The sequence below is a fragment of the Rhodococcus sp. JS3073 genome (assembly GCF_026810085.1).
GTDB classification, from domain to species: Bacteria; Actinomycetota; Actinomycetes; order Mycobacteriales; family Mycobacteriaceae; genus Rhodococcus_F; species Rhodococcus_F wratislaviensis.
This window is the reverse complement of sequence record NZ_CP113951.1, coordinates 5,951,615-5,977,145: the sequence shown is the minus strand read 5'-3', so window position 1 is coordinate 5,977,145 and position 25,531 is coordinate 5,951,615. Positions and strand designations below refer to the sequence as shown.

The window sequence follows — 25,531 nt, the reverse complement described above, 5'->3', positions numbered from 1 at the left end:
GCGCGCGGATTTCCGGTGTCGCCGGCGCTCTCGACATGGTGTACTGGGACGCACTGCTGGCGGGGGCGGCGAAGGAGAACCCATGACGAAGCTGGATTCGACGGACTCGAGCACCAGCGGCGAGACGCCGCGCAGATTCCGCTGGCCTGCGTTCACCATCGTGGCCATTGCGATCATCGCTTTCTTCGCGGGCGGATTCGGGGGTTCGTTCCAGGGAAAGCTCACCGAGGTCCAGAAGAACGACAACGCCGCCTACCTGTCGAGTTCAGCGGAATCGACGATCGTCACCAACGAATCGTCCAAGTTCCTCACGGTCGAAACGATCCCCGGTTTCGTGCTGTTCCACAGCGACGCTCCGCTCACCGAGCAGGACAAGGCTGCCGTCGCCCAGGCCCGTGAGGTCATCGCGGCGGTAGACGGCGTCGACGCCGAAGGGATGTCCCAGCCACAGTTCTCCGAGGACGGCACCACGGCCTCGGTCTTCGTTCCCCTCGTCGCAAAAGAGGACGGCACCGCGGTTGCCGGCGACGTGCTCGCCGCCACCGAGGAGAACGTCCTCACCGCAGCGAAGGACGCGGCGGCCGGGCTCGAGGTGCTTCCGGCCGGTCCCGGTGGGCTTCTGGTGGCGTTCATCGACGCGTTCGCCGGGCTCGACGGTGCACTGCTGGGCGCCGCTCTGCTCGTGGTCGTCCTGATCCTGCTGGTGGTGTACCGCTCCCCGGTGCTGTGGTTCTTCCCGCTCTTCTCGGCGCTACTCGCGCTCGGCCTGGCGTCGATGGTCATCTACTTCCTCGCCAAGGCGGAGGTGCTCACGCTCACCGGACAGAGTCAGGGCATCCTGTTCGTCCTCGTGATCGGTGCGGGCACCGACTATGCGCTGCTCCTGATCTCCCGATATAGGGAAGAACTGCACTTCTACCCCAGCCGGTTCGACGCCATGGTCAAGGCGTGGAAGGAATCCGCCCCCGCCATCACCGCGTCGGCGGTCACCGTCATCCTCGGCCTGCTGTGCCTGACGTTCTCCGAACTGAACTCCAACAAGAGCCTCGGGCCGGTCGCCGCGATCGGCATCGCGTGCACGTACCTCGTGATGATGACGTTCCTGCCCGTCGCACTGTCCGCGGCGGGACGGTGGGTGTTCTGGCCGCGGAAACCCAAGGTGGACGAGGCCGCGGACCTCACCACGCACGGTCTGTGGGGCAGGATCGCCGCCCAGGTCGGAAGCAAGGACCGCCCCCTCTGGATCGGTACGACGGTGCTGCTGGCCGTGCTGTTCCTCGTCGGCATCGGCAGTCTGAAGACGGACGGGCTGTCGTCGTCGGAGAACTTCACCAACCGACCCGACGCCGTCGTCGGTCAGGAGTTGTACGACTCCAAATTCGATCCGGGTGCAGGCGCGCCCGCCGTCATCGTCACCAATGCCGATCAGACGGATGCGGTCATCGCGGCGGTGAGCGGTGTGGACGGGGTGTCGACGGACCCCGGCGCCGTGTGCCCGCAGGTCGACGTCGAGAAGCTGTCCGCACTCGTCAAGTCGAACCCGGCCGCGGTGGCGTCGGCGGCCGGGCAGGGGTGTGCACCCGACTTCCTCACGGCCGCACCGATCGACGGGCAGATGGTCGTCAACGTGACACTCGCCGACTCGTACGACTCCCCGGAAGCCCTCGAAACGGTGAAACGCCTGCGCGACGCGGCGCACGCCGTGCCCGGTGCCGACGCGCTCGTCGGTGGCAGCACGGCAACCACTCTCGATGTGCAGACGGCGTCGGTGCACGACCGGAACCTGATCATCCCGATCGTTCTCGTCGTCATCTTCGTCGTGCTGGCCCTCCTGCTCCGCGCACTGCTCACGCCCATCATCCTCATCGCCACCGTGGTCCTGTCGTTCGCGGCGACCCTCGGGGTGTGCGGACTCTTCTTCACCCACGTCTTCCATTTCGCGAACGCAGATCCGGCGTTCCCGCTGTTCGCGTTCGTGTTCCTCGTGGCGCTCGGCATCGACTACAACATCTTCCTGATGACCCGGGTCCGCGAGGAAACCGAGGAACACGGCACAAAATCCGGTGTGCTGCGCGGATTGGCGGTGACCGGCGGTGTCATCACGTCGGCCGGTGTCGTGCTCGCCGCGACGTTCGCGGTGCTGGGCGTGCTTCCCCTGGTGTTCCTCGCCGAGGTCGGTTTCGCGGTCGCGTTCGGTGTGCTGCTCGACACGATCATCGTGCGCAGCATCCTCGTCCCGGCGCTCTCCCACGACATCGGCAAGAAGATCTGGTGGCCGTCGGCGCTGGCGAAGGCCAAGGACTAATACGCTTCGGCCGTCCACAGGTGGAACAGCGCGTAGGCCCGCCACGGTCGCCACGACTCGGCGAGTTCCGCTGCCTGCCTGCCGGTCCTGACCCGCAGCGCGCGTTTGAGGACCAGGTCGTCGGGGGTGAACGCGTCCGGGTCGGCCAGCACCCGCACCGTCAGATAGTCCGCCGTCCACGGACCGATGCCGGGGAGTGCGAGCAGACCGGCCCGGAACTCGGCCGGGTCGGTGTCCGCGTCGAGGCGCAGACCGTCGGACGCGGCCTCGGCCAGCGCGAGCACCGTCTTTGCCCGGGCGCCGGTGAGGCCGAGGGTCGAGCGCAACAGTTCGGGTGAGAGCGCAGCGAGCGTCTCCGGTTCGGGGAACGCGAAGAATCCGTCGTGCACCGGCCTGCCGTACGCGTGCACGAGTCGGCTGCCGAACGTCCGGGCCGCCGCCAGCGAAACCTGTTGTCCGAGAACGGTCAGAACCGCGGTTTCGAACCCGTCCACGCTCCCCAGGCGCCGCAGACCCGGTCGTAGTGCCACCAGCGGTGCCAGTTGAGGGTGACGGCTCAATGCGGCATCGATCGGCAGTGGATCTGCGTCGAGGTCGAGCCAGCGCCGGACCGCGGCGGTCAGCGCCTCGACATCTCCCGGATCCGCCGGTGTCAGGTGCGCCTCGACGTACCCGTCGGCGGGACGTACGACGACGGACACCAGCGCGGGCCCCCGCGGACCGTTCACCACCCGGGTGTGGGTTCCGTCGGGGTCGTGTCGCTCGAGCCCGGACACGGTGTGGGCGCGGAGCGCGCCCCACAACGGCGCATGGGTGAACGGATCCCGGTACGGCAGGTGCACTCTCATGTGTCCTCGAGTCCCGTCATCCGCAGCGTGATGTTCAGCCGGCCGGTCGTCAGTCCGCAGTCCGGATCGCTCGTGCCGGGAAACACTTTCGGCACTCCGTGATACGCGAAGCGCGCCTCGCCGCCGAACACGAAGAGGTCGCCCGACAGCAACTCGACGTCGGTGTACGGCTTGGTGCGGGTGGTGGTGTTGCCGAAGCGGAACACACATGTGTCGCCGATGCTCAACGACACGACGGGCGCATCGGACCGCTCCTCCTTGTCCTGGTGCATGCCCATCTTCGCGGTGTCGTCGTAGAAGTTGATCAGCGCGGCATCGGGTGTGTACCCGTCGGCCGGCTGCCCGTAGGCCGCGCTCACCGCCCGCCTGCCGAGTTCGACCAGCCAGTCGGGCACCGGTGCGACACGGCCGCCACCCGCGTCGTCGGCGGTACGCGAGTAGGCATACGGCTTCCAGTGCCAGCCGAGGCACACCGTCTGCACCGACATGCGGTGACCCGTCGGCAGTTGCGCTGCCCGCATCGGGACCGGTGCGGTGGCCCAGCGCCGGCATTCGACCACCAGGTGGCGTTGCTCGGCCGGGGTGAGCCAGTCGGGGACGTGGACGGCGCCGGGCGCCACCACGGTTCGGGGGCGGGGTATCAGGGCGGACATCACGGTCACTCGGCGTCGTGCAGGACCAGGCCGAGCGTCCGGCGGGTGCCCCGCCGGACGGTGCTGACACCGTGCCGTACCGGTCCCGTCGACCAACCGCGGGTCGAGCGCACGGGCCTGTCCCTGGTGGTGAAGATCAGCGCGTGCCCCTGCTGCAGCGTCGTCACCGTGCCCCGGGACTGGGCGCGGGGCCGCTGCTCGACGAGCATGAACTCACCGCCCTCGTGGTCCACTCCCGGACGGTCGAGGCCGATCACCACCTGCAACGGGAACACCAGGTCACCGTAGAGGTCGCGGTGCAGGGCGTTCCAGTCGTTCGCGCGGTAGCTGAGCAGGATCGGTGTGGCCCGTTTCTGACCGGCGTCGTGGCACATGTCCAGCCATTCGTCCAATGTGTCCGGCCACGGCGAGGGCTGCTTCAGCTTGGGGGCCCAGTCCCGAGCCACGGGAAGCAGTTTCGGGTAGAAGGCGGCACGCAGTTCGGCCACGACCTCCGGTAGCGGGTAGCCGAAGTACCGGTACTGTCCCGAGCCGAAGCGGTGCCGGGCCATGTCGACGGTGGACCGGAAACGCTCGACCTCCTCGTACATGTCCGCGATCCGACCGCACTCCTCGGCGGTCAGGATCTGCTCCGATTGCGCGCATCCCGCGGCATCGGTCTCGGCGTGGAGACCCTGCCAATCCAGGTCTTCCACGCGTTGTGTCACGGTAGTCATGCCGCTGCCTCCAATGTCAGCAGTATCGACTTGGCCTCCGGCCCACCCGCGTACTGGCCCATGCTGCCGTCGCTGCGGACAACCCGGTGGCAGGGAACGACGACCGGGAGCGGGTTGAGGGCGCAGGCCGTTCCGACCGCGCGCACTGCTTTCGGACTGCCCGCGGCCGACGCGACTGCGGCGTAACTCGCGGTGTGCCCGTAGTCGATCTCGGGAAGATGGTGAAGAACCTCGAGCCGAAATCCCTTGGACAGCCTGAAGTCCAGCGGGATGTCGAAGCTCGTGCGCTCGCCGAGGAAGTATTCGTCGATCTCGTGGGCCACCCGGTCGAGCCGGGCCGGTGCACGCAGGATCCGGGGGCTGATCTGCTCGGCGAGGGTCTGCAGTACGGCGTCGTGATCCTGGTTGGGGAAGGCGACCCGCACGAGCCCGCGATCGGTGGCGGCGAGCAGGAGCGAACCGACAGGAGTATCGAGTGTCCGGTACGCGACGTCGAGGAGCCCAGCTTCGGCGGCGAGGGCGGCGAGGCGCTCACGCAGATTCTGCTCGACCGCGGAGTCCGACGTGGACAGGGCGTAGACGATGTCGGGGATGTTCATGTGATGTCTCCACTCACAGAGATCGAGAGGGTCTTGCGTAGCGCCGTAATGCCGTCGGCGGCCGCCCGCCGCGACGCGTCCGGGGAATTGCCGAGGATCACCGCGATCTCGGCGTACGGCAGCCCGGCCAGGTAGTGATACGCCACCGCTGCCCGCTGCTTCATCGGCAGGGCGCCGACCGCGTTCCACAACTCGGGGTCGTGACCGCCGGGAAGTCCGCGGTCGGTGGTCTGCTCGGGAAGCTCGTCGGTGGGGACGGGCCGCCGGTCACGCGCGCGGATGTGGTCGAGCGCTTTCCGGTGGGCGATCGTGACCAGCCACGCCTCGACGTTGCTCCCCGGACGCAGCTCGGGGTACGCCCGCATCGCGGCGATGAACGTCTCCGACCAGGCGTCCTCGGCGTCCACCGGACCGACCACGGCCCGGCAGACTCGCAGCACTGTCGGGCCGTGCTCGGCCACGATGTCTTCGAACGGCTTCAGGGTCATCGGCTCAGCCGGAGTCCTGCCCGTTCCGCTTCGCGTTCGAGCAGGAACCGTTTGCGGTCGAGCCCGCCCGCGTACCCCGTCAGGCTGCCGTTGCTCCCGATGACGCGGTGGCACGGAACGATGATGCTGATCGGATTCCTGCCGTTCGCCGCCGCCACCGCGCGAACCGCGGTCGGGGTGCCGAGGGAGTCGGCCAGCTGACCGTACGTCCACGTCTCGCCGTACGGGATGGTGCGCAGGGCGTCCCACACCCGTTGCTGGAACGGGGTGCCTCGCGCGGCGAGCGGGACACTGAAGTCGGTGCGCCGGCCGTCGAAGTATTCGGTGAGCTGGGTGGTGGCCTCGTCGAATCCTGCGGTGTCACGCTCCCCGAACGTCGCGGGATTGGGCTGATGCCGGTGTTCGACCATGTAGATGCCGCTCAGCACCCCGTCGACGCTCACCAGCGTCAGAGGGCCGATCGGTGAATCGATGACTGTGTGTGCTGCGCGGTCGGCATTCACGGTGCCAATCCTTCCAGGTGTGCGGGTCTCTGAAAGGTAGACGTCTGCCACGACCGAAACGTGAGGTGCGAAATGCATCAGGCAGGATGGGCCGATGGCTCTCGTACAACTCGGCACCCGCGACCTCGTGCGTACCCTCACCGGGATCGCCCGGTGGTCGGCGGACACCGCTGAACTCGTCGTCTCCCTTCCCGGCCGGATCGGCGTCCTTCTGGACCAGGTCGAGGTGCTGATTTCCCGCATCGAGGCGATCAGCGACGGCGCCGAGATCGCGGTGGCGAAGGCGAACGCGGTTGCGGAGGCGGCGGCCACCGTGGTCTCCACCGCCGGGCACACGTCCGCGTCGGCGCAGACCCTGATCGGTCTGTACGAGCCGCTGGCGACGAAGGCCGCCCCACTGGCCCAGCGGTTCGTCGACGACCTCACCGAGGAGGAGATTCACGCCGCGATCGGATTGGTGAACCACCTGCCCGAGCTGACCCTGCGTATGGAGGGGCTGATGCCGATCCTGGCGACCCTGGACACCGTGTCGCCGGAGATCCACCAGCTCCTCGAGGAGGTTCAGGGCGTGCGTCAGGCGATCCAGGGCGTGCCCGGTTTCAAGTTCTTCCGCAAGCGGGGCGAGGCGCAGGAGGACGAGGACTAGGCGCGGTAGCCGTCTGTTCCGGCGCGTCCGACGACGATCTTCGGGACCACCGCACGCGACGACAACCGCAGCAGGGCGTCGACGAGTTCGACGATGTCGTTGACCTCGATCATCGCCTCGGGCGGGATCGTGTCGTGGATCCACGCGGACATGTCGGTGTCGACGTACGCCGGGGCGAGCGCGGTCGCGGAGACGCCGTTGCCCGACTCCTCCACGTTCAACGTCTCGGTCAGGGAGATCAGCGCGGCCTTGGTCGCCCCGTAGACGGCGAGCCCCGCTTCGGCGTACACGCCGGTGATCGATGCCAGGGCCACGACCTTGGACCCCCGTCCCGGGTTCTCCGCCGCACCGGTCCGGAGCAGCGGCAGCGACTGCTGCAGCAGGCTGAACGGCGCCCGCAGGTTGACTTCGAGGCTCTTGTCGAATCGGTGCATGGGAAACTCGCCGATGGCGCCTGCGGTTCCCACCCCGGCATTGAGGACCAGTGCGTTCAGTGAGCCGAAGGCGTCGGCGTGCGCCTCGACGACGCGTCCCGCCGACTCCTCGTCGGCGAGGTCACCTGCGACCACGACGACGTCCTTCGCGCCCGCGGTCCGCAGTTCGGCGGCCACCGACTCGAGCCGCTCGCGATCGCGGGCGGTGATCGTCAGCCCGTACCCCTGCTCGGCGAGGCGGGTGGCAATGCCCAGTCCGATGCCACGCGCGGCGCCGGTGATCAGCGCGGTGCGGCTCATACGGTCTGTCCTTTCAAGGCGCGCAGGCCGGCCGCGATGAATTCGGGCACCGCGTCGCCCGCCTTGTCGAAACCCTCACCGACGGTGGCGCCGACCCGGTAGCGGTGGTTGATGCCCTCGGCGATGACGGCGAGTTTGAAGTTCGCGAGCGCCAGGTAGAAGTTCCAGTGGACCAGTTCGCGCCCCGATGCCACGGTGTAGCGCTGCGCGAGATCGTCGGCAGACGGCAGTCGCGGGCTCGTCCAGGCCGCCGGTTCGCCGAGCACCAGGTCGAGAGCCGGATGCCGGTAGACGCACATCAGGGCGACGTCGGTGAGCGGGTCGCCGAGGGTCGAGAGTTCCCAGTCGACGACCGCCGCAACGGTGCTCACGTCGCCGGCCGCGAGGATGGTGTTGTCGATGCGGTAGTCACCGTGCACGATCGACGACTCCGACTGCTGCGGAATCGATTCGACCAGCGCGGCATGCAGTCGGTCGACGTCCGCGGAGTCCGTCGTCTTCACCCGCCCCCACTGACTCGCCCACAACGTGACCTGCCGGGCCACGTAGCCGTCCGGGCGGCCGAGCGCGCCCAGTCCGACGGCGTCGTAGTCGACGTTGTGCAAAGCGCCGAGCACACGGACCAGTTCGTCGGTGCACGCGTCGATGTCGTCGCCGGACAGCGCCTCGAGATCCGACTTGGTCCGGATCACCTGGCCCGTCACGTGTTCCACCACGGTGAACGGCGCGCCCATCACACTGTCGTCCTCGCACAGCGCGACGGTGGCGGCCACCGGGACGTCGGTGCCCTGCAGCGCCGACGTGATGCGGAACTCGCGGGCCACGTCGTGCGCCGAGGGTGTGAGCCCCGCGGTGGGCGGCCTTCGCAGCACCCACCGCGAGGAGTCGTCGAAGATGGCGTACGTGAGGTTGGACTTGCCGCCTGAGATCAGGTCGGCCCGCAACTCACCGTCGAGAGGAACGTCCGACTCGGACAGGAACTTCCGCAGCGCAACGAGGTCGAGCCCCCGATGTTCGCTCATGCGCCTGCCTCCCGTGCGGCCTTCTTCGCGGCACCCACGACACGCTTGGCGATGGCCCAGCGGTGCACCTCGGACGGTCCGTCGTAGACGCGGAACGGTCGCACCTCGCGGGACAGCCGGGCGAGGGGCAGGTCGCCGGACACGCCGAGACCGCCGCACATCTGGATGGAGCGGTCGACGATGCGGAAGATGGCCTCGGACGCGTAGGTCTTCGCGATGGACGTGGAGTTGCTCGCGTGGCCGCCCTGATCGAGTTCCCAGCACGCCCGCGTCAACAGTGCCCGGGTTGCCGCGATGTCGATCTCGTTGTCCGCGACCATCTTCTGGACCATGCCGAGATCACCCAGCTTGCCTCCGAAACCGTCACGTTGCGCGACGTGTGCCACCGCGACGTCGTGGCCGCGGCGCGCCGCGCCGAGCCAGCGCATGACGTGCGTCATCCGCGCGGGCCCGAGCCGGACCTGGGCGTAGGCGAATCCCTGGTCCACCTCGCCGAGAACCCCGCTGTCGGGGACGAACAGATCCTCGAAGAACACCTCGCAGTGCCCACCGATCATTGCCCTGTCGAGGGTGTCGATGTGACGACCCACCGTCAGCCCCTCGGCGTCGGCCGGCGTGAGGAACATCGTGGCGCCGCCGCGGTCGCCGGGCACGCCGGACGTGCGGGCGAAGATGATGAAGAACCCCGCGCCGTCGGCACCGGTGATGAAGTACTTGTGGCCGTTGATCTTCCACCCGCCCGGCACCTTCTCGGCGCGCGTGGTCAGCGCCGAGGGGTCGGAGCCCGCCCCGGGCGACGGCTCGGTCATGGCGAACGCCGACCGCATGTCGCCGTGCGCCAGCGGGGCGAGGAACCGCTCCTTCTGCTCGGGGCTGGCGATGTGCGCGAGCATGTGGACGTTGCCTTCGTCGGGTGCCCCGATGTTCAGGGCCGTCGGACCGAACAGCGAATAGCCCGCAGCCTCGAAGACGGGCGCGCGATCGGTCATGTTCAGACCGTGTCCGCCGTACTCGACGGGTGCGTGGGGGGCGAAGACGCCGGCGTCCTTGGCTGCCTTCTGCAGCTCCACGCGCAGGGTGTCGCCACCGGCCGCTGTGATGTCGCCGCCGTGCTCGTCCTCGATGGGCAGCACGACTTCGCGGGTGAACGCCTCGGTCTTCTCGACGAGCGCGGTCACCTCGGGTGCGTAGGACAGATCGATCGCCACAACTTCCTCCAGTCAGTACGGCGACTCCAGTACCGACCGATCACTCGCTCGGTCGAAGTCGTCCCCGACAATTCCACACCTTCGGAAGCCGGTCAAGACTCAGTCGGACGCGCCGACCGTGCTCCTCGCGATCGCCAGGTACCGCTCGACCAGTTCGTCGGGCGACAGCGGACCGTCCTCCCGGTACCAGGTGGACACCGCGACACACATCGTGACGACGGCACGGCTCGCGTCCTCCGGGAACGGCGTCCGGAACAGCCCGGCGGCGACTCCCTCGCGGACGATGTCGTCCAGCATCTCCTGCTGCTCGTCGCGCAGCGCGATGTACGCCTTCCGGCTCTCCGATTCCATGCTCCGCGTCTCACGGGACGCGACGAAGGCCTGCTCGCGCCGGTACATGTGGAACCGCAGCAGCGACTCGATGACCGCGTCGAATCGCTCCCCCGGTGTCGGGCCCGCCTCGGCCACAGCCGCGTGGCTGCGATCGAGGAGTTCACGCATCACCGCGTTCGTCAGCCCCACCAGCAGCGCCTGCTTGGAGGGGTAATGGTGATAGAGACCGGGGACCGAGAGCCCGGCGCGCGATGCGATCTCACGGATCGACGCGCCGTCGTATCCCTTCTCGACGAACGCCGCCAGCGCCGCGGCCAGAACCTTGGACAACCCCTGGTCGGTGTACTCACGCCAGGAACTGCCACGCTGGGTGCCCTCTACCGTCATGGGTCCTACGGTAGAACAGGTACCCGCCGCTCCCCTGCTGTGGTCGCGGGAGTTGACTAGAGTCGAACGAGGTCGCCCAGATCGACAGCCTTCTCCGACAGAGAGCCAGGGACCACCTGATGATCCACGTCCGTCACTCCGCGATCGCAGCCGTGCCCATCCACGTGGCGTTCGCGTACATCGACGACTACCGGACGGTCCCCGACTGGATGTTCGGAGTCTCGGAGTTCCGTCCGATCGGGGAATTCGACCAGGGGATGGAGTCGACCTTCGACGCCGCGATCCACATCGGCCCCAGCACCCTGCGGTCGCGGCTCGAGGTCACCGAGTGGGAGCAGGACCGGGTCATCACCCTGGCGTCGCTCGACGGCGCCGCCAACTCCTCCACCTGGGAGTTCACCGCTCACGGTGAGGACAAGACCGAGATCAGCGTCGACTTCGCGTACAAACTCCCCGGCGGTATCGCCGGCAAGGCCCTCGGTCTCATCGTCGAACCGTTCGTCGAAACGGCCGTGAAGAACACCGAGGCGACCTTGCGACACAACCTCGAGGAGCTGTACGCGAAGCGCAACCGCTAGCGGCCGGGCAGGAAAGCCAGCCGTCCGACCGTCGTTCCCTCGCCGAGTCGCGCAATGCCGTCCGCGACGTCGGTGAGCCCGAGCCGCTCGCTGATCATCGGCTTGATCTCGCCGGCGGCGGCCATCCTCGTCAGCTCGTCGTGGCACTCCCGGATCGCAGCGGGGTTGTAGGCGTTGTACAGCCCCCAGTGCAGCCCGATGATCGAGTAGTTCTTGATCAGCGCATGGTTCAGCCCCGGTGACGGGATGGTGCCACTCGCGAATCCGATCACGATGATGCGACCCTCGAACGCGATGCACTTCGTCGACTTCGTGTAGGAGTCGCCGCCCACCGGATCGAACACGACGTCGGCACCGCGACCGTCCGTGAAGTCCTTCACGGCCTGGACGAAGTCCTCACTGTGCCGGTCGATCACGAGGTCGGCCCCGAGTTCCCGCGTGTAGGCCGCCTTCTCGGGCCCGCCGACGACGCCGATCACTGTGGCGCCTGCCGCCTTACCCAGCTGCACGGCCGCGCTGCCGACACCGCCTGCCGCAGCATGCACGAGCAGCGTTTCGCCGGGCTGGATCTGCGTTCTGCGGTGCAGCGCAAACCATCCCGTCTGGTACCCGATCGACAGCGCCGACGCCTCGGCGTCGTCGAGCGCCTCCGGGGCGGGAAATGCGGTGGCCGAGGACATGACGGCCAACTCGGCGAACCCGCCGTTCGGCAGGCTCGGCATGCCGATCACCCGGTCGCCGACGGAGAACTCGGTGACACCGTCGCCGAGCCCCACCACCTCGCCGCACAGCTCCACACCGGGAGTGAACGGAAGCGGCGGCTTGATCTGGTACTCACCGCGGCACAACAGCACATCCGGGAAGTTGGCGGCCGCCGAGAGAACCTTGACCAGCAACTCCCCGGGCTTCGGTTCGAGGTCGGGGACGTCCTCGAACGTCAGAACGTCCCTCGGCTGCCCCAATTCGTGTACACGCCACGCCTTCATCGATCAGTCCTTCGGTCCACCGGCGACGTAGACGACCTGACCCGACACGAATCCGGCGCCCTCGCTGACGAAGAACGATGCGGTGTGTGCGATGTCCTCGGGCTGCCCGACGCGGTTCACCGGGATCTGCGACGCCGCCGCCTTCTTGAAGTCCTCGAAGCCGACACCCACCCGCTCGGCGGTGGCGGCGGTCATCTCGGTCTCGATGAAGCCGGGCGCGATCGCGTTCGCCGTGACACCGAACTTGCCGAGCTCGAACGCCAGTGTCTTGGTGAAGCCCTGCATACCGGCCTTGGCGGCCGAGTAGTTGACCTGCCCGCGGTTGCCGAGCGCCGAGGTGCTGGACAGGTTGACGATGCGGCCGAACTTCGCGTCCACCATGTGCTTCTGCACGGCCCGCGACATCAGGAACGCACCGCGCAGGTGCACGTTCATGACCGCATCCCAGTCGTCGACGGTCATCTTGAACAGCAGGTTGTCGCGGGTGATCCCGGCATTGTTGATCAGAATGGTCGGGGCGCCCAGTTCATTCGCCACCCGCTCGACTGCGGCAGCGACCGACGCCTCGTCGGCGACGTTCGCGCCCACGGCCAGCGCTTCGCCACCGGCGGACTTGATCGCGTCGACGGTCCCGGCACATGCCGCCTCGTCGAGGTCGAGGACGGCGACCGCGTAGCCGTCGTCGGCCAGTCGCTTCGCGACGGCGGCACCGATCCCGCGGGCCGATCCGGTGACGATGGCGGTTCTACGTTCCTGACTCACTTGTTTCCTCCATGCTGGTTGTTCTCGGACTTCGTACGGTATTTACGCAGTTCTCTTCTCGCGATGGACATTTTGTGGACCTCGTCCGGTCCGTCCGCGAGACGCAAAGTCCTCAGATGGGCATACATCATGGCGAGCGGGAAGTCGTCGGTGACGCCGGCCCCACCGTGCACCTGAATCGCCCGATCCACAATCTTCAACGCAATATTCGGAGCCGCCACCTTGATCGCCGCGATCTCCGTCCGCGCCTCCTTGTTGCCCACCGTATCCATCAGATACGCCGCCTTCAGCGTCAACAACCGGATCATCTCGATCTCGATCCGCGCCTCCGCAATCCAATCCTGAACATTCGCATTCTCACTGACCGGCTTGCCGAACGTCACCCGCGACGACGCCCGACGACACATCAACTCCAACGCACGCTCCGCCATCCCGATCGCCCGCATGCAATGGTGAATCCGCCCCGGACCCAACCGCGCCTGCGAAATCGCGAAACCCTCCCCCTCCCCCTTCAGCACATCCGCCACCGGCACCCGCACATCCGCGAAATCGATCTCCGCATGCCCCTCACGATCCTGATACCCGAACACCGGCAACCCCCGCATCACCGTCACCCCCGGCGCATCGATCGGCACCACCATCATCGACTGCTGCCGATGCGGCGCCGCCGACGGATCCGTCTTCCCCATCACGATCAACACCTTGCAATTACGATGCAACGCATTCGACGCGAACCACTTCCGGCCGTTGAGCACATACTCCTCACCGTCCCGGACCATCGACAACTCCACATTCGTCGCATCCGAACTCGCCACCGCCGGCTCCGTCATCGCGAACGCCGACGCCATCGTCCCCTCCAGCAACGGCCTCAGATACTTCTCCCTGTGCTCGGCCGTGCCGAACAACTCGAGCACCTCCATGTTGCCCGTATCCGGCGCATTGCAATTACACGCCTCCGACGCAATATGACTGCGCCCCATGATCTCCGCCAACGGCGCATACTCGAGATTCGTCAACCCCGCACCCGTCCCCGGATGCGGATGGAACAAATTCCACAACCCCCGACGCCGCGCCTCCGCCTTCAACTCCTCCAACACCGGCGGCTGGAAATGCGGATCACCCGACTCCCGCATCTGCTCCTCGTACACCGCCTCCGCCGGATACACATGCGAATCCATGAACTCCAGCAGATCGGATTGGTATTGCCGGGCGCGATCGGATAGGTCGAACAGCGACATTCGGACTCCTCGTGCGGTCGGGTCAGGACGGCTGGGCGACGAGCGTGGCCTGGTAGCGGCGCATTCCCCGGATCCATCGGTCGTAGTCGGCGCCCTTGTGCCGGTACATCTCCAGCACTTCGGGGTGCGGAAGGATCAGGAACTGTTCGGCTTCCATTGCGGCGAGCACGCATTCGGCCACCTCGAAGGGTTCGAGCACCGAACCCGCGGTGGTGACGGCGCGTGCGGCGGTGGCCGACAGGGCGGCGTCGTCGGTGAGCAACTTGGTGTTGACGCCCATGGGGCACAGGCAGCTGACGCGGACGCCCTTGTCGCCGTACGTGACGGACAGCCATTCGGCGAATCCGACGGCGGCATGCTTGGTCACCGAGTAGGGGGCCGAACCGATCTGAGTGAGCAGCCCGGCGGCCGAGGCCGTGCTGACGAAGTACCCCTCGCCGCGCTCGATCCAGCCGGGGACCAGGCGGCGTGCGGCCCGGATGTGCGCACGGACGTTCACGTCGAGGGCGAGGTCCCACACGGCGTCGTCGGGCTCGAGGTCATCCCCTGCCGCGACGCCCGCATTGGCGAAGTAGAGGTCGACGGGGCCGAAGGCATTCTCCGCGGCGTCGATGACCGAGGCGATCTGTGCATCGTCGGACGCGTCGGCTTGCACCGCAAGCGCAGCGCCGGGGTGCTCTGCGTCGATTCTTCGGACGATCGATTCCAGCGCGCTGCCGTCGAGATCGGTGACGACGACCCTCGCGCCCTCTGCGGCGAGCCGCTCGGCGAGTGCACCGCCGATTCCACCACCGCCACCGGTGACGATGGCAACCTTCTGCGCAACCTGCACGAGATTCCTCCCTCGAGGGGACACGGACGTGACCCCAGTCTTCCACAGAAATCACCTGAACCCGGTGTCGGATTCAGTTTCGCCGACCTGGTTGTCCCGCGCGCTCACGCCGTCATGTGGCGCTCAGCTCCGCTCGGGGAACCTCAGTCCGTTCGCCCAGATACGTGTCGTGGTGAACACGACGTCGTCGAAGTCGACGGGAGTGCCGTCGGTCCCGTTCACGCTGGCCACGAACACGTTGTACGCCAGCCGGCTGACCATCCCCGACAACGCCCGCGACGCCAGCATCGGGTCGAGTTCCGTGTCGGCGATGCCCCGCGCCTGCAACTCCGCGATGCCCCGCGCGTTGCGCGCGATGAACGCGTCGGCCCGCTGACGCCGTAGGTCCGCGAACGCCGGGTCGATGTGCGCGACCTGCTCGAGCAGCCCCATCAGCTTGGCGTTGCGCCGGTAGGCCTCCAGGTAGGCGCGGTTACTCGCCTCCAGGACGGCGTACGGGTCGTCGGTGTCCTGCACCCGCTTCATGCCCGGGTGCATCATGTCTTCCTGCGCCACCTCGAGCACGGCGGCGAACACCTGCTCCTTGTTGTCGAAGTACGTGTAGAACGACCCCGTCGAGCAGTTGGCTTCCTTCGTGATGTCGGTGAGCCGGGCATCGAGGTACCCGGAGCGCTCGAACACCGTCCGCGCGGCCGCCACCAACGCCGCGCGCGTGCGTGCACCACGCGGGGTCGCCGGAGGCTCCCGCAACAGATCGGTCGCCGCCATCGACGGGGCGGGCTGGTCGTCCCACTCTTCATGGACGGTGCGCGTGGTCATTTCCTACTTATACGCCAGCACGGCAGCCCCGCCCAACCCGACGCTCAGGTGATGGTGATGCCGCCGTCCACCGCGATCGTCTGACCGGTGACGTACGCGGCGGCGTCCGAAGCGAGCCAGACGACGGTCGCGGCCAGCTCCTCCGGATCACCGAGGCGACCGAGAACCAGCCGCGATTTCATCGATTCGAGGTACCCGTCCTGGTACTGGTCCGTCATCTCCGTCTCGAAGAATCCGGGAGCGATCGCGTTCACGCGAATGCCCTTGCGCGCACCCCACTGCTGTGCCAGGTCGCGGGTGAGACCGATGACCCCGGCCTTGCTCGCGGCGTACGCGGCCTGCGGAAGTCCCGCGGTGGTGAGGCCGAGCACGCTCGCGATGTTCACGATCGCGCTGCCCGGCTTCATGACCTTGCCCGCCGCCTGCGCCGCCCAGTAGGAACCGTTCAGGTTGATGTCGACGACCTGCCGGAACTGCTCCGGCGTCTCCCGCGTCGCGGGGACCGCCGTACCGACGCCTGCGTTGTTGACGAGCACGTCCACGCGACCGAACTTCTCCATGGCCTCGTCGATCATGTTCTGCGCCTGAGCCGGGTCGGCGATGTCCGTCGCGACGCACAGCGCCTGACGTCCCGCGGCCCGCACCAGTTCGGCAGTCTTCTCGAGACGGTCGGTGCGGCGTGCTGCCAGCACCACGTCGGCGCCTGCCTCCGCCGCGGCCTGCGCGAACGCGACCCCGAGGCCCGACGACGCACCGGTCACGACGACCACCCGATCGGTCAAGCTGAACTTGTCGAGAACGGACATACGAAGCGACTCCTTTGTCGTCGGGCTACGGGGTACCGGGTTCAGAGGCCGAGGTCGCGGCCGATCAGTTCCTTCATGATCTCGTTGGAACCGGCCCAGATCTTTGTGACACGGGCATCCATCCACGCACGGGCGGCACGATACTCGGTCATGAATCCGTAGCCGCCGTGAAGCTGCACGCAGTGGTCGAGGACCTCGTTCTGCACCTGAGCAGTCCACCACTTGGCCTTGGCGGCGTCCACTGCGGTGAGCTCACCGTCGGCGTGGGCGGCAACGCAGTTGTCGACGTAGGCCTGGGTCACCTCGACGCGGGTGACGAGGTCGGCGAGGAGGAACTTGTTCCACTGCAGCGAGCCGATGGGCTGCCCGAATGCCTTGCGGTCCTTCGCGTACTGGATCGTCTCCTCGAGGATCGGCGCGGCGTGCGCGATGTTCGAGACGGCGGCACCGACACGCTCCTGCGGAAGCATCTCCATCATGTGGATGAATCCGCGGTCGATCTCACCGATGATGTTCGTCGACGGCACACGCACGTTCTCGAAGAACAGCTCGGCGGTGTCGGACTCGTGCTGGCCGACCTTGTCGAGCTTGCGTCCGCGCTCGAAGCCCTCCATGCCGGTCTCGACGGCGAACAGGGTGATGCCCTTGGACTTCTTCTCAGGGCTGGTGCGCGCCGCGACGATCACCAGGTCGGCGTTGTAACCGTTGGTGATGAACGTCTTGGACCCGTTGATGATCCAGTCGTCGCCGTCCTTGACCGCGGTGGTCTTGAGCGAGGCGAGGTCGGAACCGCCGGAGGGCTCGGTCATGCCGATCGCGGTGAGCAGTTCACCGGTGCAGAACTTGGGCAGCCAGCGCTGCTTCTGCTCCTCGGTCGTGAGCTGCACGAGGTACGGCGCGACGACGTCGGCGTGAATGCCGAAGCTCGACGACACGGCGGCGCTCGCCCGCGAAAGCTCCTCGGCGAGCACCGCGTTGAACCGGTAGTCGCCGGCTTCGCTTCCGCCGTATGCCTCGGGGACCTCGAGGCCGAGGAATCCGTTGCGGCCCGCTTCGAGCCAGATCTCGCGGTCGATGAAGCGCTGCTCGATGAGCTTGTCTGCCACCGGCAGGAGGTTGCGGTTCACGAACTCCCGGGCCGATTCGCGGAATGCCTCGTGATCGGGGCCGTACAGGGTGCGTCGCATGACCGCTCCTTTTCGAAATCCAGCTGTGGTGTGTATCCACGCCCATGTAAGCGTGTGCTTATTTTCTAAGCGCTTGCTTATACTGATCGTGCGGCGCGGTATTGTCAACAGCCGCGCAGCCGAGGATGGAGAAAGACATGAGCGAATCACCGAACCAGGTGATCAGCCCGTCGAAGGCTGCCGCCCGCATCCGAGCCGCAGCCGTCGACGCGTTCGCGACCAGCGGTTACGGGGGCACGACCACCCGCGAGATCGCCGCCCGCCTCGACATGAGCCCCGCCGCGATGTACCCGCACTACCGATCCAAGGAAGAGCTGCTCTTCGCGATCAGTTACGAAGGCCACACCGCCGCGCTCGACGTCGTCGTGAGTGCAGACCTCCCCGACGAGGCGCCCTCGACGAGGCTCCAAGCACTGATCGGCGCGTTCGCGAGCTGGCAGGCCACGCACCACGCACAGGCTCGCGTCGTGCAGTACGAACTCAACGCCCTCACGCCCGAGCACTACCGCGACGTGGTCAAACTGCGCCGCGACATCACCCACATCGTCCGCGCCGTCGTCGACGCCGGGGCCGCATCCGGCGAATTCACGGTGCCCGACGGCGAAGGCGTCACCCTCGCCCTCATGTCTTTGTGCGTCGACATCTGCCGCTGGTTCCCGGCAGGCGCCTACACCGAGCCGGAGGCTGTCGCAGACCTGTACGCCGACCTCGCGATGCGCATGGTGGGTGCCGGCTAGGTATTGCCAGCTCCCACAGGGTCGGTTACTGTAGAACATGTGTTCGATTCGGGGGAATCGACAGTAACCGGGGGGTCGGTGTGGATGTAGCAGCGGTGACCGAGTTTCTGGCCGAGTTACCGAAACTCGACCGGGCCATCGACGATGCGACGCGCATCGATGTACTCCGCGCACTCGAAGAGGTGAAAGCCGCCTGCGCGGGTGTCCAAGCCCGGGTGACCGCAGACCTCGACGCCTCCATCCGCGCCGAACGAGCAGACCGCGACGTGCCGGTCGCACAGCGCGGGCGAGGTATCGCCAACCAGGTGGCGTTGGCACGACGGGACTCACCCTTTCGAGGTGGCCGGCATCTCGGCATGGCGACCGCTCTGGTCCACGAGATGCCCTGCACCTTGGCGCTGCTCGAACGAGGGGTGCTCAGCGAGTGGCGGGCAACGATTCTCGTCCGCGAAACGGCGTGCCTGACCCGAGAAGACCGCACCGAACTCGATTACGCGCTGTGCGCCGACCCGGCAACTTTGGACGGACTCGGCGACCAGGCCGTCTGCGCGAAAGTGCGCGCGGCCGCTGCAGAAGTCGACGCCGAGGCCGTCGTACGACGGGCCCGCAAAGCGGTATCGGACAGGCGGGTCACGTCCCGTCCCGCACCGGACACGATGGCCTACGTCAGCGCCCTGCTGCCGGTGGCACAGGGGGTCGCGGTGCACGCGACTCTCGCCCGTGACGCCGATTCGATCCTTGCCGCCGGTGACGAGCGCACGCGGTCGCAGATCATGGCCGACCTCCTCGTTTCTCGAGTGACCGGCGCGCCCCACACCGCGACGGCACCTCCGATCACCGTCAACCTCGTGATCTCCGACCGCGCGCTCCTCGACCGGGGGTCCGAACCCGCCTACGCGCAGGGGTACGGGCCCGTCCCCGCGGCGCTGGCGGGGCATTGGATAAATGAGGCAGTCAAGGCCACGATAGATCCGGAAACCGGTAACGAGGCACGGGTGACTCTGCGCCGCCTGTACGCGAACCCGCACTCCGGAGCCCTGACGGCGACCGAGTCCCAGGCCCGTTGTTTCCCCGCCGGGTTGGCTAGGCTGATCGATCTGCGCGATCGAACCTGCCGGACACCGTGGTGCGATGCGCCGATCCGGCACCACGACCACATCCAACCCCGCGAACACGACGGCCCGACCACCGCACACAACGGCGCCGGCCTGTGCGCGGCCTGCAACTACGCCAAGCAAGGCGCAGGGTGGAACGCCAAGCCCCACCAGCTGCCCGGCGGACTGCACAAGATCGAGATCCACACCCCCACCGGACACCGGTACCGATCAACCGCACCACCACTACCGAAACCGTTGCCGTTCCGCGAGGTTCAGATCAGCTCACCGGTGGAACGCATCCTCATCGAATACCTCCACGCGGCCTGAACATCGGGGCGCTGCGCACTACACCGAGTGACACACCTGTGCGGTAGCATCTCCGCACGCGGCCGTGGGGGTCCTGTCGAGTAGTGGGGGGATGGGAATGAGCAAAACACTGCGTCTGGAAGATGACGCAATCCAACGATGCGTCGGCATCTGCAACACGATGATCGATCAGCTCGATGACGCGCTCAAGAAGACGAACCAGTTAAGCAAAGTCTCGGGCTTCGGTGGGTTCGACTCTGCAGTCGAATTGCAGGACAAGTACCAAGACAAGCTCAATGGCGGCACCGGATCGGGGTCGGTAGTCGAGCGGCTCCGACAATTCCGTGACACCGTCATCGTAATGCGCGACACGTTCGCAGCCGGCGGTGACGCCTTCGCGGACACCGATAGCGCCATCCGGACTGCCCTCAGTACAGTTCGAGGAGACGTCGGCTGATGACCTCGGCGGCTATTAGGATCACGGTTGCGCTGGCAGCTATCGCATTGGCCGGCTGCAGCAGTAAGGCTGAGATCGGTCAATCCGAACCTGCTGCTTCTGCATCGACGACCACGCGCATACCGAGACACATCGACAATTCCGATCGACCTCAAGTCTCATTCGACCCTTGCCTCGATCTTCCCGATGCTGCACTAATGGAGGCGGGTTATGACCCGAAGAGCGAACAGAACGCCGACTTCACGCCCGACTCCTACACATTCCTGGGCTGTAGCTACGACACACCGCAAAGGCGCTACGGCTTGAACGTCCTCTCGGGAAACATCACCTTCGATGAAGAACGAGAAAAGACAAAGTCCTACGCGACCACGACCGAGATCAACGGGCGGCGAGCGCTACTCGAATGGGAACCGCAAAAGAGTGACGAATGCGCGGTTTCTGTAGAGACCTCCGGAGGAGTCTTAATCGTCTCGCGTCTAATTCTCAAAGACACCCCGGGGCCCTCCCCACAGGCGGAATGGTGCGCGGGACTCGAGGACACCGCCCGGATCATTGAGCCGTTTATCCCGAAGGGGGATTGAACGATGGCACCGAAGGACCCGCTCGCCCCCTTTTTCGACGCCGTGCTGCCGAATGGCGCCGGCGATCAGCGCCGCACCAAGCTTCAGAGATCGGCGGAGCAACTCGGGTCAGATGCGATCGACCCGCCATACATCACCACGATGGAGAGTTTCGAGGGCTGGCAGCACTCGGAGATTTATGCGAAGACCCGGGATATGGATCCGAGCATCATCGGGGATCTCGCTCAGGCTTGCCACGCCATCGTCGGTTCACTACCCATCGGCTTCGGGTTCGCCCTTCTCAAGAACACGATTGCCGAAAAATGGGAGGGCGCAGCCGCCGACGCGGCGCTCGCGGCGACAGAAACCCTTGCGGGCGCGAGTGACCAATTGACCTCGGGTGTGCAAGCGATTGGCGTGAAGCTCGACATTCTCAGCAGTGCTGCGCAGGATGTGAAAAACAGCATCCCAGCACCGATGTCGGAGCAACCACTGAGCCTTCTCCCCCTGACACCCACTGCCGCCGAAGCTCGAGAAGCAGCGCGGGATGCGGCAAGGGAAGAGGCCATTCGAAAGCTGCAGAACATCTACGTCCCGAATTACCAGGACGTGGGCACGAATGTGCCCGTCCTGCCGGCACCGCACTCACCCAACGGCAGGGCCGATTTCGTCGATCCGAACGTCGCTGCGCCGAACTCGGGCGGTACCGGTTCCTGGGGCACCACCGACAGCAAGACCTCCTCCGCGTCGGGCGAGGGCGGGGGCGATTCGTCCGCGAACGGCGAGAACCCGGCGGACGGGGAGTTCGCAGCGGATGACGCCGCGACTACATCTGCCGCGAATGCCGAAGCCGCTGCCAATCAGGGCGCCGGGGCCGGGTCCGGCTCAGCCGCACAGACTGCCGCCGCGAATGCGCAGAACGCAGCCGCTGCCGGTTCGCAGTCGGCCACGGGCACGGGGGCTGGCGCCGGGGGTTACGGCGGAGTAGGCGGAGGGTCCGGTGCCGGCGGATTGGGCATCGCCAGCTCGGCGTCGAGCGCGCGCCGCAAGAACGACAAGCGCGAGTCCGAGTCCAACTCGAGCGGTGTGGTTCCGGGTGGCCCGATTCCGTCCGGTGGTGCCGCAGCGGGCGCCGGGGCGGCTGCCGCTGCTGCGGCGGCGGCGACTCCGGTGAAACCGAGCATGAGTCGACCCGGAATGGGTATGGCACCTGGGATGATGGGTGCGCCCGGCCGAGCAGGCGGCAACGGCGACAGCGACACGGAGCACCAGACGCCGAGCTACCTCATCACCGTCGACAACGGCAACGAACTGATCGGCACACTCGACCCCGTCGCACCCCCGGTGATCGGCGCATGAACTGGCGACTGACGTCAGCCCAATTCATGTGTCTCTGGGAGGCAACCGATCTCGACCGGATGCCGTACCCACTGCAATACCGATCGGCGGCTGCGACGGAAGTTCGGTACGCCGTCCAGCAACGCGAGCTGGAGCAGTGGCGGACCGCGCTCGACGAACCGAAACTGGTCGCCGCGATCCAGGCGCTCCGGGATCCGCAACTGTCCGTCACGGTGCTCGCCCCCTCCCCCGAACTCGACTCCGGGCTTCGCCGGAGGGGCAGCATCCGTGGCCGGGTCGCCGTCGTCGCCGAACAGCTGCGCGGAGCACCGGGCCGCGGCGACATCCGGATCGACGCCGGCACCGAGGGCGTCGACTGGCTGACCACCCAACTCCTGAAAGACTTGCCCGACTGTGCGCCCGGACGAACCCCGTCTCTGACCGCGCACCCCGACGACCTCGGGAACCGCAGCAGCGGGAGTTCCGTCCTGCAGAACGCCCGAGCCTCCGACGGCACTCTCCTGCGAAGGATCGTGGGCCGGCCGCGGACCGGAATCGGATACATCTGCATCCGTGGTGCTCGCAGCGGCCTCGACGAGCCCGTTCTGGGTGAATTGACCTGGATCGACGTCGAAGCGGACGGCCGGTATCTCTATCACCAGGACGATCGTGTTCACCTGCGGTCCGCGACAGTCCGGTTGGTTCGCGACGAGCTGTCGAAACGCGTGTCAGCGGCCCTCGCCAACGCTTCGCCGACCCGCGGCTGAGCGTTACCCTTGTCCCATGACCGATCGGGACAGGGACGGGGCGGGGAAACCCCTCAATGCACGCCCCCGCGACGAACTCGGCCGCCCCCTGCCGCACGACGCCGAGGGTGTACCCCGCATCCCCGATGACCTGCGGTTACCACCCGACGAGGCGATCACCGAGGCTCAGCGGCTGCTCGACCACGGCATGCCGTTCCACGCCCACGAGATCCTCGAGGGTACGTGGAAGATCGCCCCCGAGGACGAGCGGGAACTATGGCAGGGGCTCGCACAGCTCGCGGTGGGTCTCACCCACCTGATGCGGGGCAACAAGACCGGCGCGCGGTCGTTGCTGCGCCAAGGCCACGATCGGATCCGGCATTACGAGGTGGAGGCGCCGCACGGCCTCGACATCGCCGGCCTCCTGACGTGGTCGGAACACCTCACGGACGAGATCGATCGCGTCGACCCGTTGCCGGCGACGCCCGTACCCCGATTGAGAATCCCCTGATGACTCTGCTCCCCATGTTCCCGCTGGGCTCGACGATGCTGCCCGGTCAGCAGCTCCCCCTCCACGTCTTCGAACCCCGCTATCAGGAACTGGTCCGCGACTGCCTGGACGCACCGGACGGTCCCCGTTTCGGGGTCGTTCTCATTGCCCGCGGCAACGAGGTGGGTGGCGGCGACGTCCGCCACGATGTCGGCACCATCGCGCGGATCGAATCCCACGCCTCGATCGGCGACGGGCGGTACGAGCTGTTCTGCCGCACGGAGGAACGGATCAAGGTGTCGAAGTGGTTGCCCGACAACCCGTATCCGATCGCCGAGGTGGATGTGTGGCCGGACGAGAACACCGGCACTCAGACAGCGGACTACGAATTCCCGTCCCTCATCGAGAGACTCGAATTCCTGTACGGCCTTCTCCGCCGTCTCGCGACGGAGACCGGCAACGTTCCGCCTGATGTTCCCGTCATCGGCGGTTTCCGCGGGTCGCTCGGCACGAGGCTCTACGAGATCGCCACCTACATTCCGATGGGGGACGCCGACCGCCTGCAGATCCTCGCTGCGGCCGGCGCGGACGAACGCTTGCGCGAGGTCTCCGAGGCGATCGAGAACGCCATCGAAATGGTCCAGTTCCGGCTGATGTGACCTAGCCCTCCCCGGGGTTGGTCAAGAGCACTCCGGGAAGGGTGTAGTGTTATCAATGCAACGCGGGGTGGAGCAGCTCGGTAGCTCGCTGGGCTCATAACCCAGAGGTCGCAGGTTCAAATCCTGTCCCCGCTACCAAGTGGAAACGGCTCCGGAGATTCATTTCTCCGGAGCCGTTTTTCGTTGTTCCACATCCTCCAGGACTAGAACGTATTCTTGTACGTGAGGCCTCAGGAGGGACTGTGCAGCTCGCCGACGTCGATCTCTACAACCCGGACACCTTCGCGAAGGGCGTGCCCCACGAGATGTTCGCCGTGTTGCGGCGGGAGGCACCGGTCTACCGGCACCTCGACGAGCGCGGCGTCCCGTTCTGGTGTGTCACCCGTCATGCCGACATCGTGACGGTGAACCGGGACGCCGAGACGTACTCGTCGTGGCGGGGCGCCACCTATATCGACGACCTGAGCCCGGATGACCTGGCGGGCCAGCAGTTGATGATGCTGAACATGGACCCGCCCGACCACACGGCCCTGCGGAAGATCGTGAGCAAGGGTTTCACGCCCCGCCGCATCGGCCAGCTGCACGAGATTCTCGCGCGGCGGGCCACGACCATCGTCGACGCGGTGATCGAGCGCGGCGAGTGCGACTTCGTCGTCGACGTCGCATCCGAACTCCCGCTTCAGGCGATCGCCGATTTCCTGGGCGTGCCCCAGGAAGATCGCAAGCTGATCTTCGACCTGACGAATCAGATGATCGGCTCGTCCGATCCGGAATTCCATCTCGAGGAAGGGCAGGAACGGGCGGCGGCGGCCCAGATGTTCGCGTACAGCCTGGAGATGTTCGAGGATCGGAAGAAGCACCCGCGCGACGACATCGCGACAGCTCTCATCCAGGCCGACGTGCACGGCGAGAAGTTGGGCGAACTCGATTTCAACATGTTCTTCATGCTCCTGGCGGTCGCGGGCAACGAGACCACCCGCAACGCCATCTCACACACCCAGCTGGCGCTGATGGAGCATCCCGAGGAGCGCAGGAAGGTGCTCGAGGATCCGTCCAAACTCGACGCTCTGATCGAGGAGGGGTTGCGCTGGGCCACACCGGTGATGCAGTTCCGGCGGACGGCGACCACGGACACCGTGCTGCACGACGTCGAGATCTCCGAGGGCGACCGCGTGGTCATCTGGCACATGTCGGGAAACCGCGACGAGGCGGTCTTCGACGACCCCTACACGTTCGACATCGACCGGCCCACCGGCCACTACTCTCAGCACATTGCGTTCGGTGGTGGGGGTCACCATTTCTGCCTCGGCGCCAACCTCGCTCGGGCGGAGATGAAGGTGATGCTGGGTGAGATTCTGCGGCGCATGCCGGACATGGAGCAGACCGCGCCGGCCCAGCGCCTGCGCTCCAACTTCATCAACGGGCTGAAGCACATGCCGGTGACGTTCACGCCCTCGCCCATCTGAGCAGAGCGCCGCCTTTTCTGACAGC

The 25,531-nt window shown here is 66.7% G+C and carries 29 protein-coding genes and 1 tRNA gene; 13 read left to right on the top strand and 17 right to left on the bottom strand.

Features of this window, described 5'->3' with window-relative positions; genetic code table 11:
• The first annotated feature begins 82 nt into the window (after nt 1-82).
• On the top strand, nt 83-2,305 hold the full coding sequence (locus OYT95_RS27010) for an MMPL family transporter (protein ID WP_268789613.1): 2,223 nt from the start codon (nt 83-85) through the stop codon (nt 2,303-2,305).
• Here the strand turns inward: OYT95_RS27010 and OYT95_RS27005 are convergent.
• Genes OYT95_RS27005 through OYT95_RS26980 form a run of 6 tightly spaced genes read right to left on the bottom strand, consistent with a single transcriptional unit; the run spans nt 2,302 to nt 6,112 of the window.
• Complete coding sequence (locus OYT95_RS27005) at nt 2,302-3,153, bottom strand: DNA-3-methyladenine glycosylase family protein (RefSeq protein WP_037230890.1); 852 nt, start codon at nt 3,151-3,153, stop codon at nt 2,302-2,304. The genes OYT95_RS27010 and OYT95_RS27005 overlap by 4 nt on opposite strands.
• Nucleotides 3,150-3,806, bottom strand: a complete 657-nt coding sequence (locus OYT95_RS27000; protein ID WP_037231036.1) for an alpha-ketoglutarate-dependent dioxygenase AlkB family protein — start codon at nt 3,804-3,806, stop codon at nt 3,150-3,152. The genes OYT95_RS27005 and OYT95_RS27000 overlap by 4 nt, the downstream gene beginning before the upstream one ends.
• 5 nt (nt 3,807-3,811) lie before the next feature.
• Nucleotides 3,812-4,522: a 2OG-Fe(II) oxygenase gene (locus OYT95_RS26995; protein WP_268789612.1), complete on the bottom strand. Its 711-nt coding sequence runs from the start codon at nt 4,520-4,522 to the stop codon at nt 3,812-3,814.
• On the bottom strand, nt 4,519-5,121 hold the full coding sequence (locus OYT95_RS26990) for a methylated-DNA--[protein]-cysteine S-methyltransferase (protein ID WP_112302537.1): 603 nt from the start codon (nt 5,119-5,121) through the stop codon (nt 4,519-4,521). Before OYT95_RS26990 ends, OYT95_RS26995 begins: the two co-directional genes overlap by 4 nt.
• Entirely contained in the window at nt 5,118-5,609 is a 492-nt protein-coding gene (locus tag OYT95_RS26985; RefSeq protein WP_112302536.1) for an RNA polymerase sigma factor, read from the bottom strand. The genes OYT95_RS26990 and OYT95_RS26985 overlap by 4 nt, the downstream gene beginning before the upstream one ends.
• Entirely contained in the window at nt 5,606-6,112 is a 507-nt protein-coding gene (locus OYT95_RS26980; protein WP_112302535.1) for a methylated-DNA--[protein]-cysteine S-methyltransferase, read from the bottom strand. The genes OYT95_RS26985 and OYT95_RS26980 overlap by 4 nt, the downstream gene beginning before the upstream one ends.
• A gap of 94 nt (nt 6,113-6,206) precedes the next feature.
• Here OYT95_RS26980 and OYT95_RS26975 point away from each other — a divergent pair, with 94 nt between their 5' ends.
• Nucleotides 6,207-6,758, top strand: a complete 552-nt coding sequence (locus OYT95_RS26975) for a hypothetical protein (RefSeq protein WP_037230905.1) — start codon at nt 6,207-6,209, stop codon at nt 6,756-6,758.
• On the opposite strand, the gene OYT95_RS26970 is transcribed toward OYT95_RS26975, so the two are convergent.
• From OYT95_RS26970 to OYT95_RS26955, 4 genes are all read right to left on the bottom strand, one after another.
• Nucleotides 6,755-7,492, bottom strand: coding sequence for an SDR family NAD(P)-dependent oxidoreductase (locus tag OYT95_RS26970; RefSeq protein WP_268789611.1), 738 nt, complete (start codon nt 7,490-7,492; stop codon nt 6,755-6,757). The genes OYT95_RS26975 and OYT95_RS26970 overlap by 4 nt on opposite strands.
• Nucleotides 7,489-8,514 (bottom strand): phosphotransferase family protein, encoded by a 1,026-nt coding sequence (locus OYT95_RS26965; RefSeq protein WP_268789610.1) that lies wholly within the window; start codon nt 8,512-8,514, stop codon nt 7,489-7,491. The genes OYT95_RS26970 and OYT95_RS26965 overlap by 4 nt, the downstream gene beginning before the upstream one ends.
• Nucleotides 8,511-9,722, bottom strand: coding sequence for an acyl-CoA dehydrogenase family protein (locus OYT95_RS26960; protein WP_037230915.1), 1,212 nt, complete (start codon nt 9,720-9,722; stop codon nt 8,511-8,513). Before OYT95_RS26960 ends, OYT95_RS26965 begins: the two co-directional genes overlap by 4 nt.
• A 99-nt stretch (nt 9,723-9,821) precedes the next feature.
• Nucleotides 9,822-10,442, bottom strand: a complete 621-nt coding sequence (locus OYT95_RS26955; RefSeq protein WP_112302531.1) for a TetR/AcrR family transcriptional regulator — start codon at nt 10,440-10,442, stop codon at nt 9,822-9,824.
• A 119-nt stretch (nt 10,443-10,561) separates the two neighbouring features.
• Here OYT95_RS26955 and OYT95_RS26950 point away from each other — a divergent pair, with 119 nt between their 5' ends.
• Nucleotides 10,562-11,020, top strand: coding sequence for an SRPBCC family protein (locus OYT95_RS26950; protein WP_037230919.1), 459 nt, complete (start codon nt 10,562-10,564; stop codon nt 11,018-11,020).
• Here the strand turns inward: OYT95_RS26950 and OYT95_RS26945 are convergent.
• The 7 genes from OYT95_RS26945 to OYT95_RS26915 all read right to left on the bottom strand — a co-directional run bounded on the left by OYT95_RS26945 (nt 11,017) and on the right by OYT95_RS26915 (nt 17,650).
• Nucleotides 11,017-12,006: an NADPH:quinone oxidoreductase family protein gene (locus OYT95_RS26945; protein WP_112302530.1), complete on the bottom strand. Its 990-nt coding sequence runs from the start codon at nt 12,004-12,006 to the stop codon at nt 11,017-11,019. The two genes, OYT95_RS26950 and OYT95_RS26945, sit on opposite strands and share 4 nt — an antisense overlap.
• 3 nt (nt 12,007-12,009) lie before the next feature.
• Nucleotides 12,010-12,768: a 3-oxoacyl-ACP reductase FabG gene (fabG, locus tag OYT95_RS26940; RefSeq protein ID WP_037230925.1), complete on the bottom strand. Its 759-nt coding sequence runs from the start codon at nt 12,766-12,768 to the stop codon at nt 12,010-12,012.
• Nucleotides 12,765-14,006 carry an acyl-CoA dehydrogenase family protein gene (locus OYT95_RS26935; RefSeq protein ID WP_268789609.1) on the bottom strand — a complete coding sequence of 414 codons (1,242 nt, stop codon included), beginning with the start codon at nt 14,004-14,006 and terminating at the stop codon, nt 12,765-12,767. The genes fabG and OYT95_RS26935 overlap by 4 nt, the downstream gene beginning before the upstream one ends.
• A 22-nt stretch (nt 14,007-14,028) precedes the next feature.
• On the bottom strand, nt 14,029-14,838 hold the full coding sequence (locus tag OYT95_RS26930; protein ID WP_268789608.1) for an SDR family oxidoreductase: 810 nt from the start codon (nt 14,836-14,838) through the stop codon (nt 14,029-14,031).
• 123 nt (nt 14,839-14,961) lie between these two features.
• On the bottom strand, nt 14,962-15,657 hold the full coding sequence (locus OYT95_RS26925; RefSeq protein ID WP_037230932.1) for a TetR/AcrR family transcriptional regulator: 696 nt from the start codon (nt 15,655-15,657) through the stop codon (nt 14,962-14,964).
• A 44-nt stretch (nt 15,658-15,701) separates the two neighbouring features.
• Nucleotides 15,702-16,463 (bottom strand): SDR family NAD(P)-dependent oxidoreductase, encoded by a 762-nt coding sequence (locus tag OYT95_RS26920; protein WP_037230934.1) that lies wholly within the window; start codon nt 16,461-16,463, stop codon nt 15,702-15,704.
• A gap of 41 nt (nt 16,464-16,504) precedes the next feature.
• On the bottom strand, nt 16,505-17,650 hold the full coding sequence (locus OYT95_RS26915; RefSeq protein ID WP_005251441.1) for an acyl-CoA dehydrogenase family protein: 1,146 nt from the start codon (nt 17,648-17,650) through the stop codon (nt 16,505-16,507).
• Nucleotides 17,651-17,787: 137 nt separating this feature from the next.
• On the opposite strand from OYT95_RS26915, the gene OYT95_RS26910 reads away from it, so the two are divergent.
• The 10 genes from OYT95_RS26910 (at nt 17,788) to OYT95_RS26865 (ending at nt 25,506) form a co-directional block, all read left to right on the top strand.
• A complete protein-coding gene (locus OYT95_RS26910) occupies nt 17,788-18,387 on the top strand; it encodes a TetR/AcrR family transcriptional regulator (RefSeq protein ID WP_037182564.1) in 600 nt (199 codons plus the stop codon).
• Nucleotides 18,388-18,467: 80 nt separating this feature from the next.
• Nucleotides 18,468-19,811, top strand: a complete 1,344-nt coding sequence (locus tag OYT95_RS26905) for a DUF222 domain-containing protein (protein WP_370182613.1) — start codon at nt 18,468-18,470, stop codon at nt 19,809-19,811.
• Between the two features lie 97 nt (nt 19,812-19,908).
• Nucleotides 19,909-20,247 carry a hypothetical protein gene (locus OYT95_RS26900; RefSeq protein WP_328286513.1) on the top strand — a complete coding sequence of 113 codons (339 nt, stop codon included), beginning with the start codon at nt 19,909-19,911 and terminating at the stop codon, nt 20,245-20,247.
• Entirely contained in the window at nt 20,247-20,828 is a 582-nt protein-coding gene (locus OYT95_RS26895; protein ID WP_268789605.1) for a DUF3558 domain-containing protein, read from the top strand. The genes OYT95_RS26900 and OYT95_RS26895 overlap by 1 nt, the downstream gene beginning before the upstream one ends.
• Nucleotides 20,829-20,831: 3 nt before the next feature.
• Nucleotides 20,832-22,166 carry a hypothetical protein gene (locus OYT95_RS26890; protein WP_268789604.1) on the top strand — a complete coding sequence of 445 codons (1,335 nt, stop codon included), beginning with the start codon at nt 20,832-20,834 and terminating at the stop codon, nt 22,164-22,166.
• The gene (locus OYT95_RS26885; protein WP_268789603.1) at nt 22,163-22,912 is read left to right on the top strand and encodes an ESX secretion-associated protein EspG; all 750 of its coding nucleotides are present in this window, start codon (nt 22,163-22,165) and stop codon (nt 22,910-22,912) included. The genes OYT95_RS26890 and OYT95_RS26885 overlap by 4 nt, the downstream gene beginning before the upstream one ends.
• Before the next feature lie 16 nt (nt 22,913-22,928).
• Nucleotides 22,929-23,402 carry a DUF309 domain-containing protein gene (locus tag OYT95_RS26880; RefSeq protein WP_037230957.1) on the top strand — a complete coding sequence of 158 codons (474 nt, stop codon included), beginning with the start codon at nt 22,929-22,931 and terminating at the stop codon, nt 23,400-23,402.
• Nucleotides 23,402-24,040, top strand: a complete 639-nt coding sequence (locus tag OYT95_RS26875; RefSeq protein ID WP_037230959.1) for an LON peptidase substrate-binding domain-containing protein — start codon at nt 23,402-23,404, stop codon at nt 24,038-24,040. The genes OYT95_RS26880 and OYT95_RS26875 overlap by 1 nt, the downstream gene beginning before the upstream one ends.
• 61 nt (nt 24,041-24,101) lie before the next feature.
• Nucleotides 24,102-24,178: transfer RNA gene (locus tag OYT95_RS26870), tRNA-Met, on the top strand.
• Nucleotides 24,179-24,282: 104 nt separating this feature from the next.
• Entirely contained in the window at nt 24,283-25,506 is a 1,224-nt protein-coding gene (locus tag OYT95_RS26865) for a cytochrome P450 (RefSeq protein ID WP_128641432.1), read from the top strand.
• The last annotated feature ends 25 nt before the right edge of the window (nt 25,507-25,531 follow it).

Excerpts from the sequence above, each read along its gene's own strand:
- OYT95_RS26935 (WP_268789609.1), bottom strand. The coding sequence starts at position 14,006 with ATGTCGCTGTTCGACCTATCCGATCGCGCCCGGCAATACCAATCCGAT.
- OYT95_RS27000 (WP_037231036.1), bottom strand. The coding sequence starts at position 3,806 with ATGTCCGCCCTGATACCCCGCCCCCGAACCGTGGTGGCGCCCGGCGCC.
- OYT95_RS26990 (WP_112302537.1), bottom strand. The coding sequence starts at position 5,121 with ATGAACATCCCCGACATCGTCTACGCCCTGTCCACGTCGGACTCCGCG.
- OYT95_RS26970 (WP_268789611.1), bottom strand. The coding sequence starts at position 7,492 with ATGAGCCGCACCGCGCTGATCACCGGCGCCGCGCGTGGCATCGGACTG.
- OYT95_RS26950 (WP_037230919.1), top strand. The coding sequence starts at position 10,562 with ATGATCCACGTCCGTCACTCCGCGATCGCAGCCGTGCCCATCCACGTG.
- OYT95_RS26920 (WP_037230934.1), bottom strand. The coding sequence starts at position 16,463 with ATGTCCGTTCTCGACAAGTTCAGCTTGACCGATCGGGTGGTCGTCGTG.
- OYT95_RS26945 (WP_112302530.1), bottom strand. The coding sequence starts at position 12,006 with ATGAAGGCGTGGCGTGTACACGAATTGGGGCAGCCGAGGGACGTTCTG.
- OYT95_RS26955 (WP_112302531.1), bottom strand. The coding sequence starts at position 10,442 with ATGACGGTAGAGGGCACCCAGCGTGGCAGTTCCTGGCGTGAGTACACC.
- OYT95_RS26975 (WP_037230905.1), top strand. The coding sequence starts at position 6,207 with ATGGCTCTCGTACAACTCGGCACCCGCGACCTCGTGCGTACCCTCACC.
- OYT95_RS26900 (WP_328286513.1), top strand. The coding sequence starts at position 19,909 with ATGAGCAAAACACTGCGTCTGGAAGATGACGCAATCCAACGATGCGTC.
- OYT95_RS26890 (WP_268789604.1), top strand. The coding sequence starts at position 20,832 with ATGGCACCGAAGGACCCGCTCGCCCCCTTTTTCGACGCCGTGCTGCCG.
- OYT95_RS27005 (WP_037230890.1), bottom strand. The coding sequence starts at position 3,153 with ATGAGAGTGCACCTGCCGTACCGGGATCCGTTCACCCATGCGCCGTTG.
- OYT95_RS26885 (WP_268789603.1), top strand. The coding sequence starts at position 22,163 with ATGAACTGGCGACTGACGTCAGCCCAATTCATGTGTCTCTGGGAGGCA.
- OYT95_RS26875 (WP_037230959.1), top strand. The coding sequence starts at position 23,402 with ATGACTCTGCTCCCCATGTTCCCGCTGGGCTCGACGATGCTGCCCGGT.
- OYT95_RS26910 (WP_037182564.1), top strand. The coding sequence starts at position 17,788 with ATGAGCGAATCACCGAACCAGGTGATCAGCCCGTCGAAGGCTGCCGCC.
- OYT95_RS26965 (WP_268789610.1), bottom strand. The coding sequence starts at position 8,514 with ATGAGCGAACATCGGGGGCTCGACCTCGTTGCGCTGCGGAAGTTCCTG.
- OYT95_RS26880 (WP_037230957.1), top strand. The coding sequence starts at position 22,929 with ATGACCGATCGGGACAGGGACGGGGCGGGGAAACCCCTCAATGCACGC.
- OYT95_RS26985 (WP_112302536.1), bottom strand. The coding sequence starts at position 5,609 with ATGACCCTGAAGCCGTTCGAAGACATCGTGGCCGAGCACGGCCCGACA.
- OYT95_RS26925 (WP_037230932.1), bottom strand. The coding sequence starts at position 15,657 with ATGACCACGCGCACCGTCCATGAAGAGTGGGACGACCAGCCCGCCCCG.
- OYT95_RS26915 (WP_005251441.1), bottom strand. The coding sequence starts at position 17,650 with ATGCGACGCACCCTGTACGGCCCCGATCACGAGGCATTCCGCGAATCG.
- OYT95_RS26995 (WP_268789612.1), bottom strand. The coding sequence starts at position 4,522 with ATGACTACCGTGACACAACGCGTGGAAGACCTGGATTGGCAGGGTCTC.
- OYT95_RS27010 (WP_268789613.1), top strand. The coding sequence starts at position 83 with ATGACGAAGCTGGATTCGACGGACTCGAGCACCAGCGGCGAGACGCCG.
- OYT95_RS26895 (WP_268789605.1), top strand. The coding sequence starts at position 20,247 with ATGACCTCGGCGGCTATTAGGATCACGGTTGCGCTGGCAGCTATCGCA.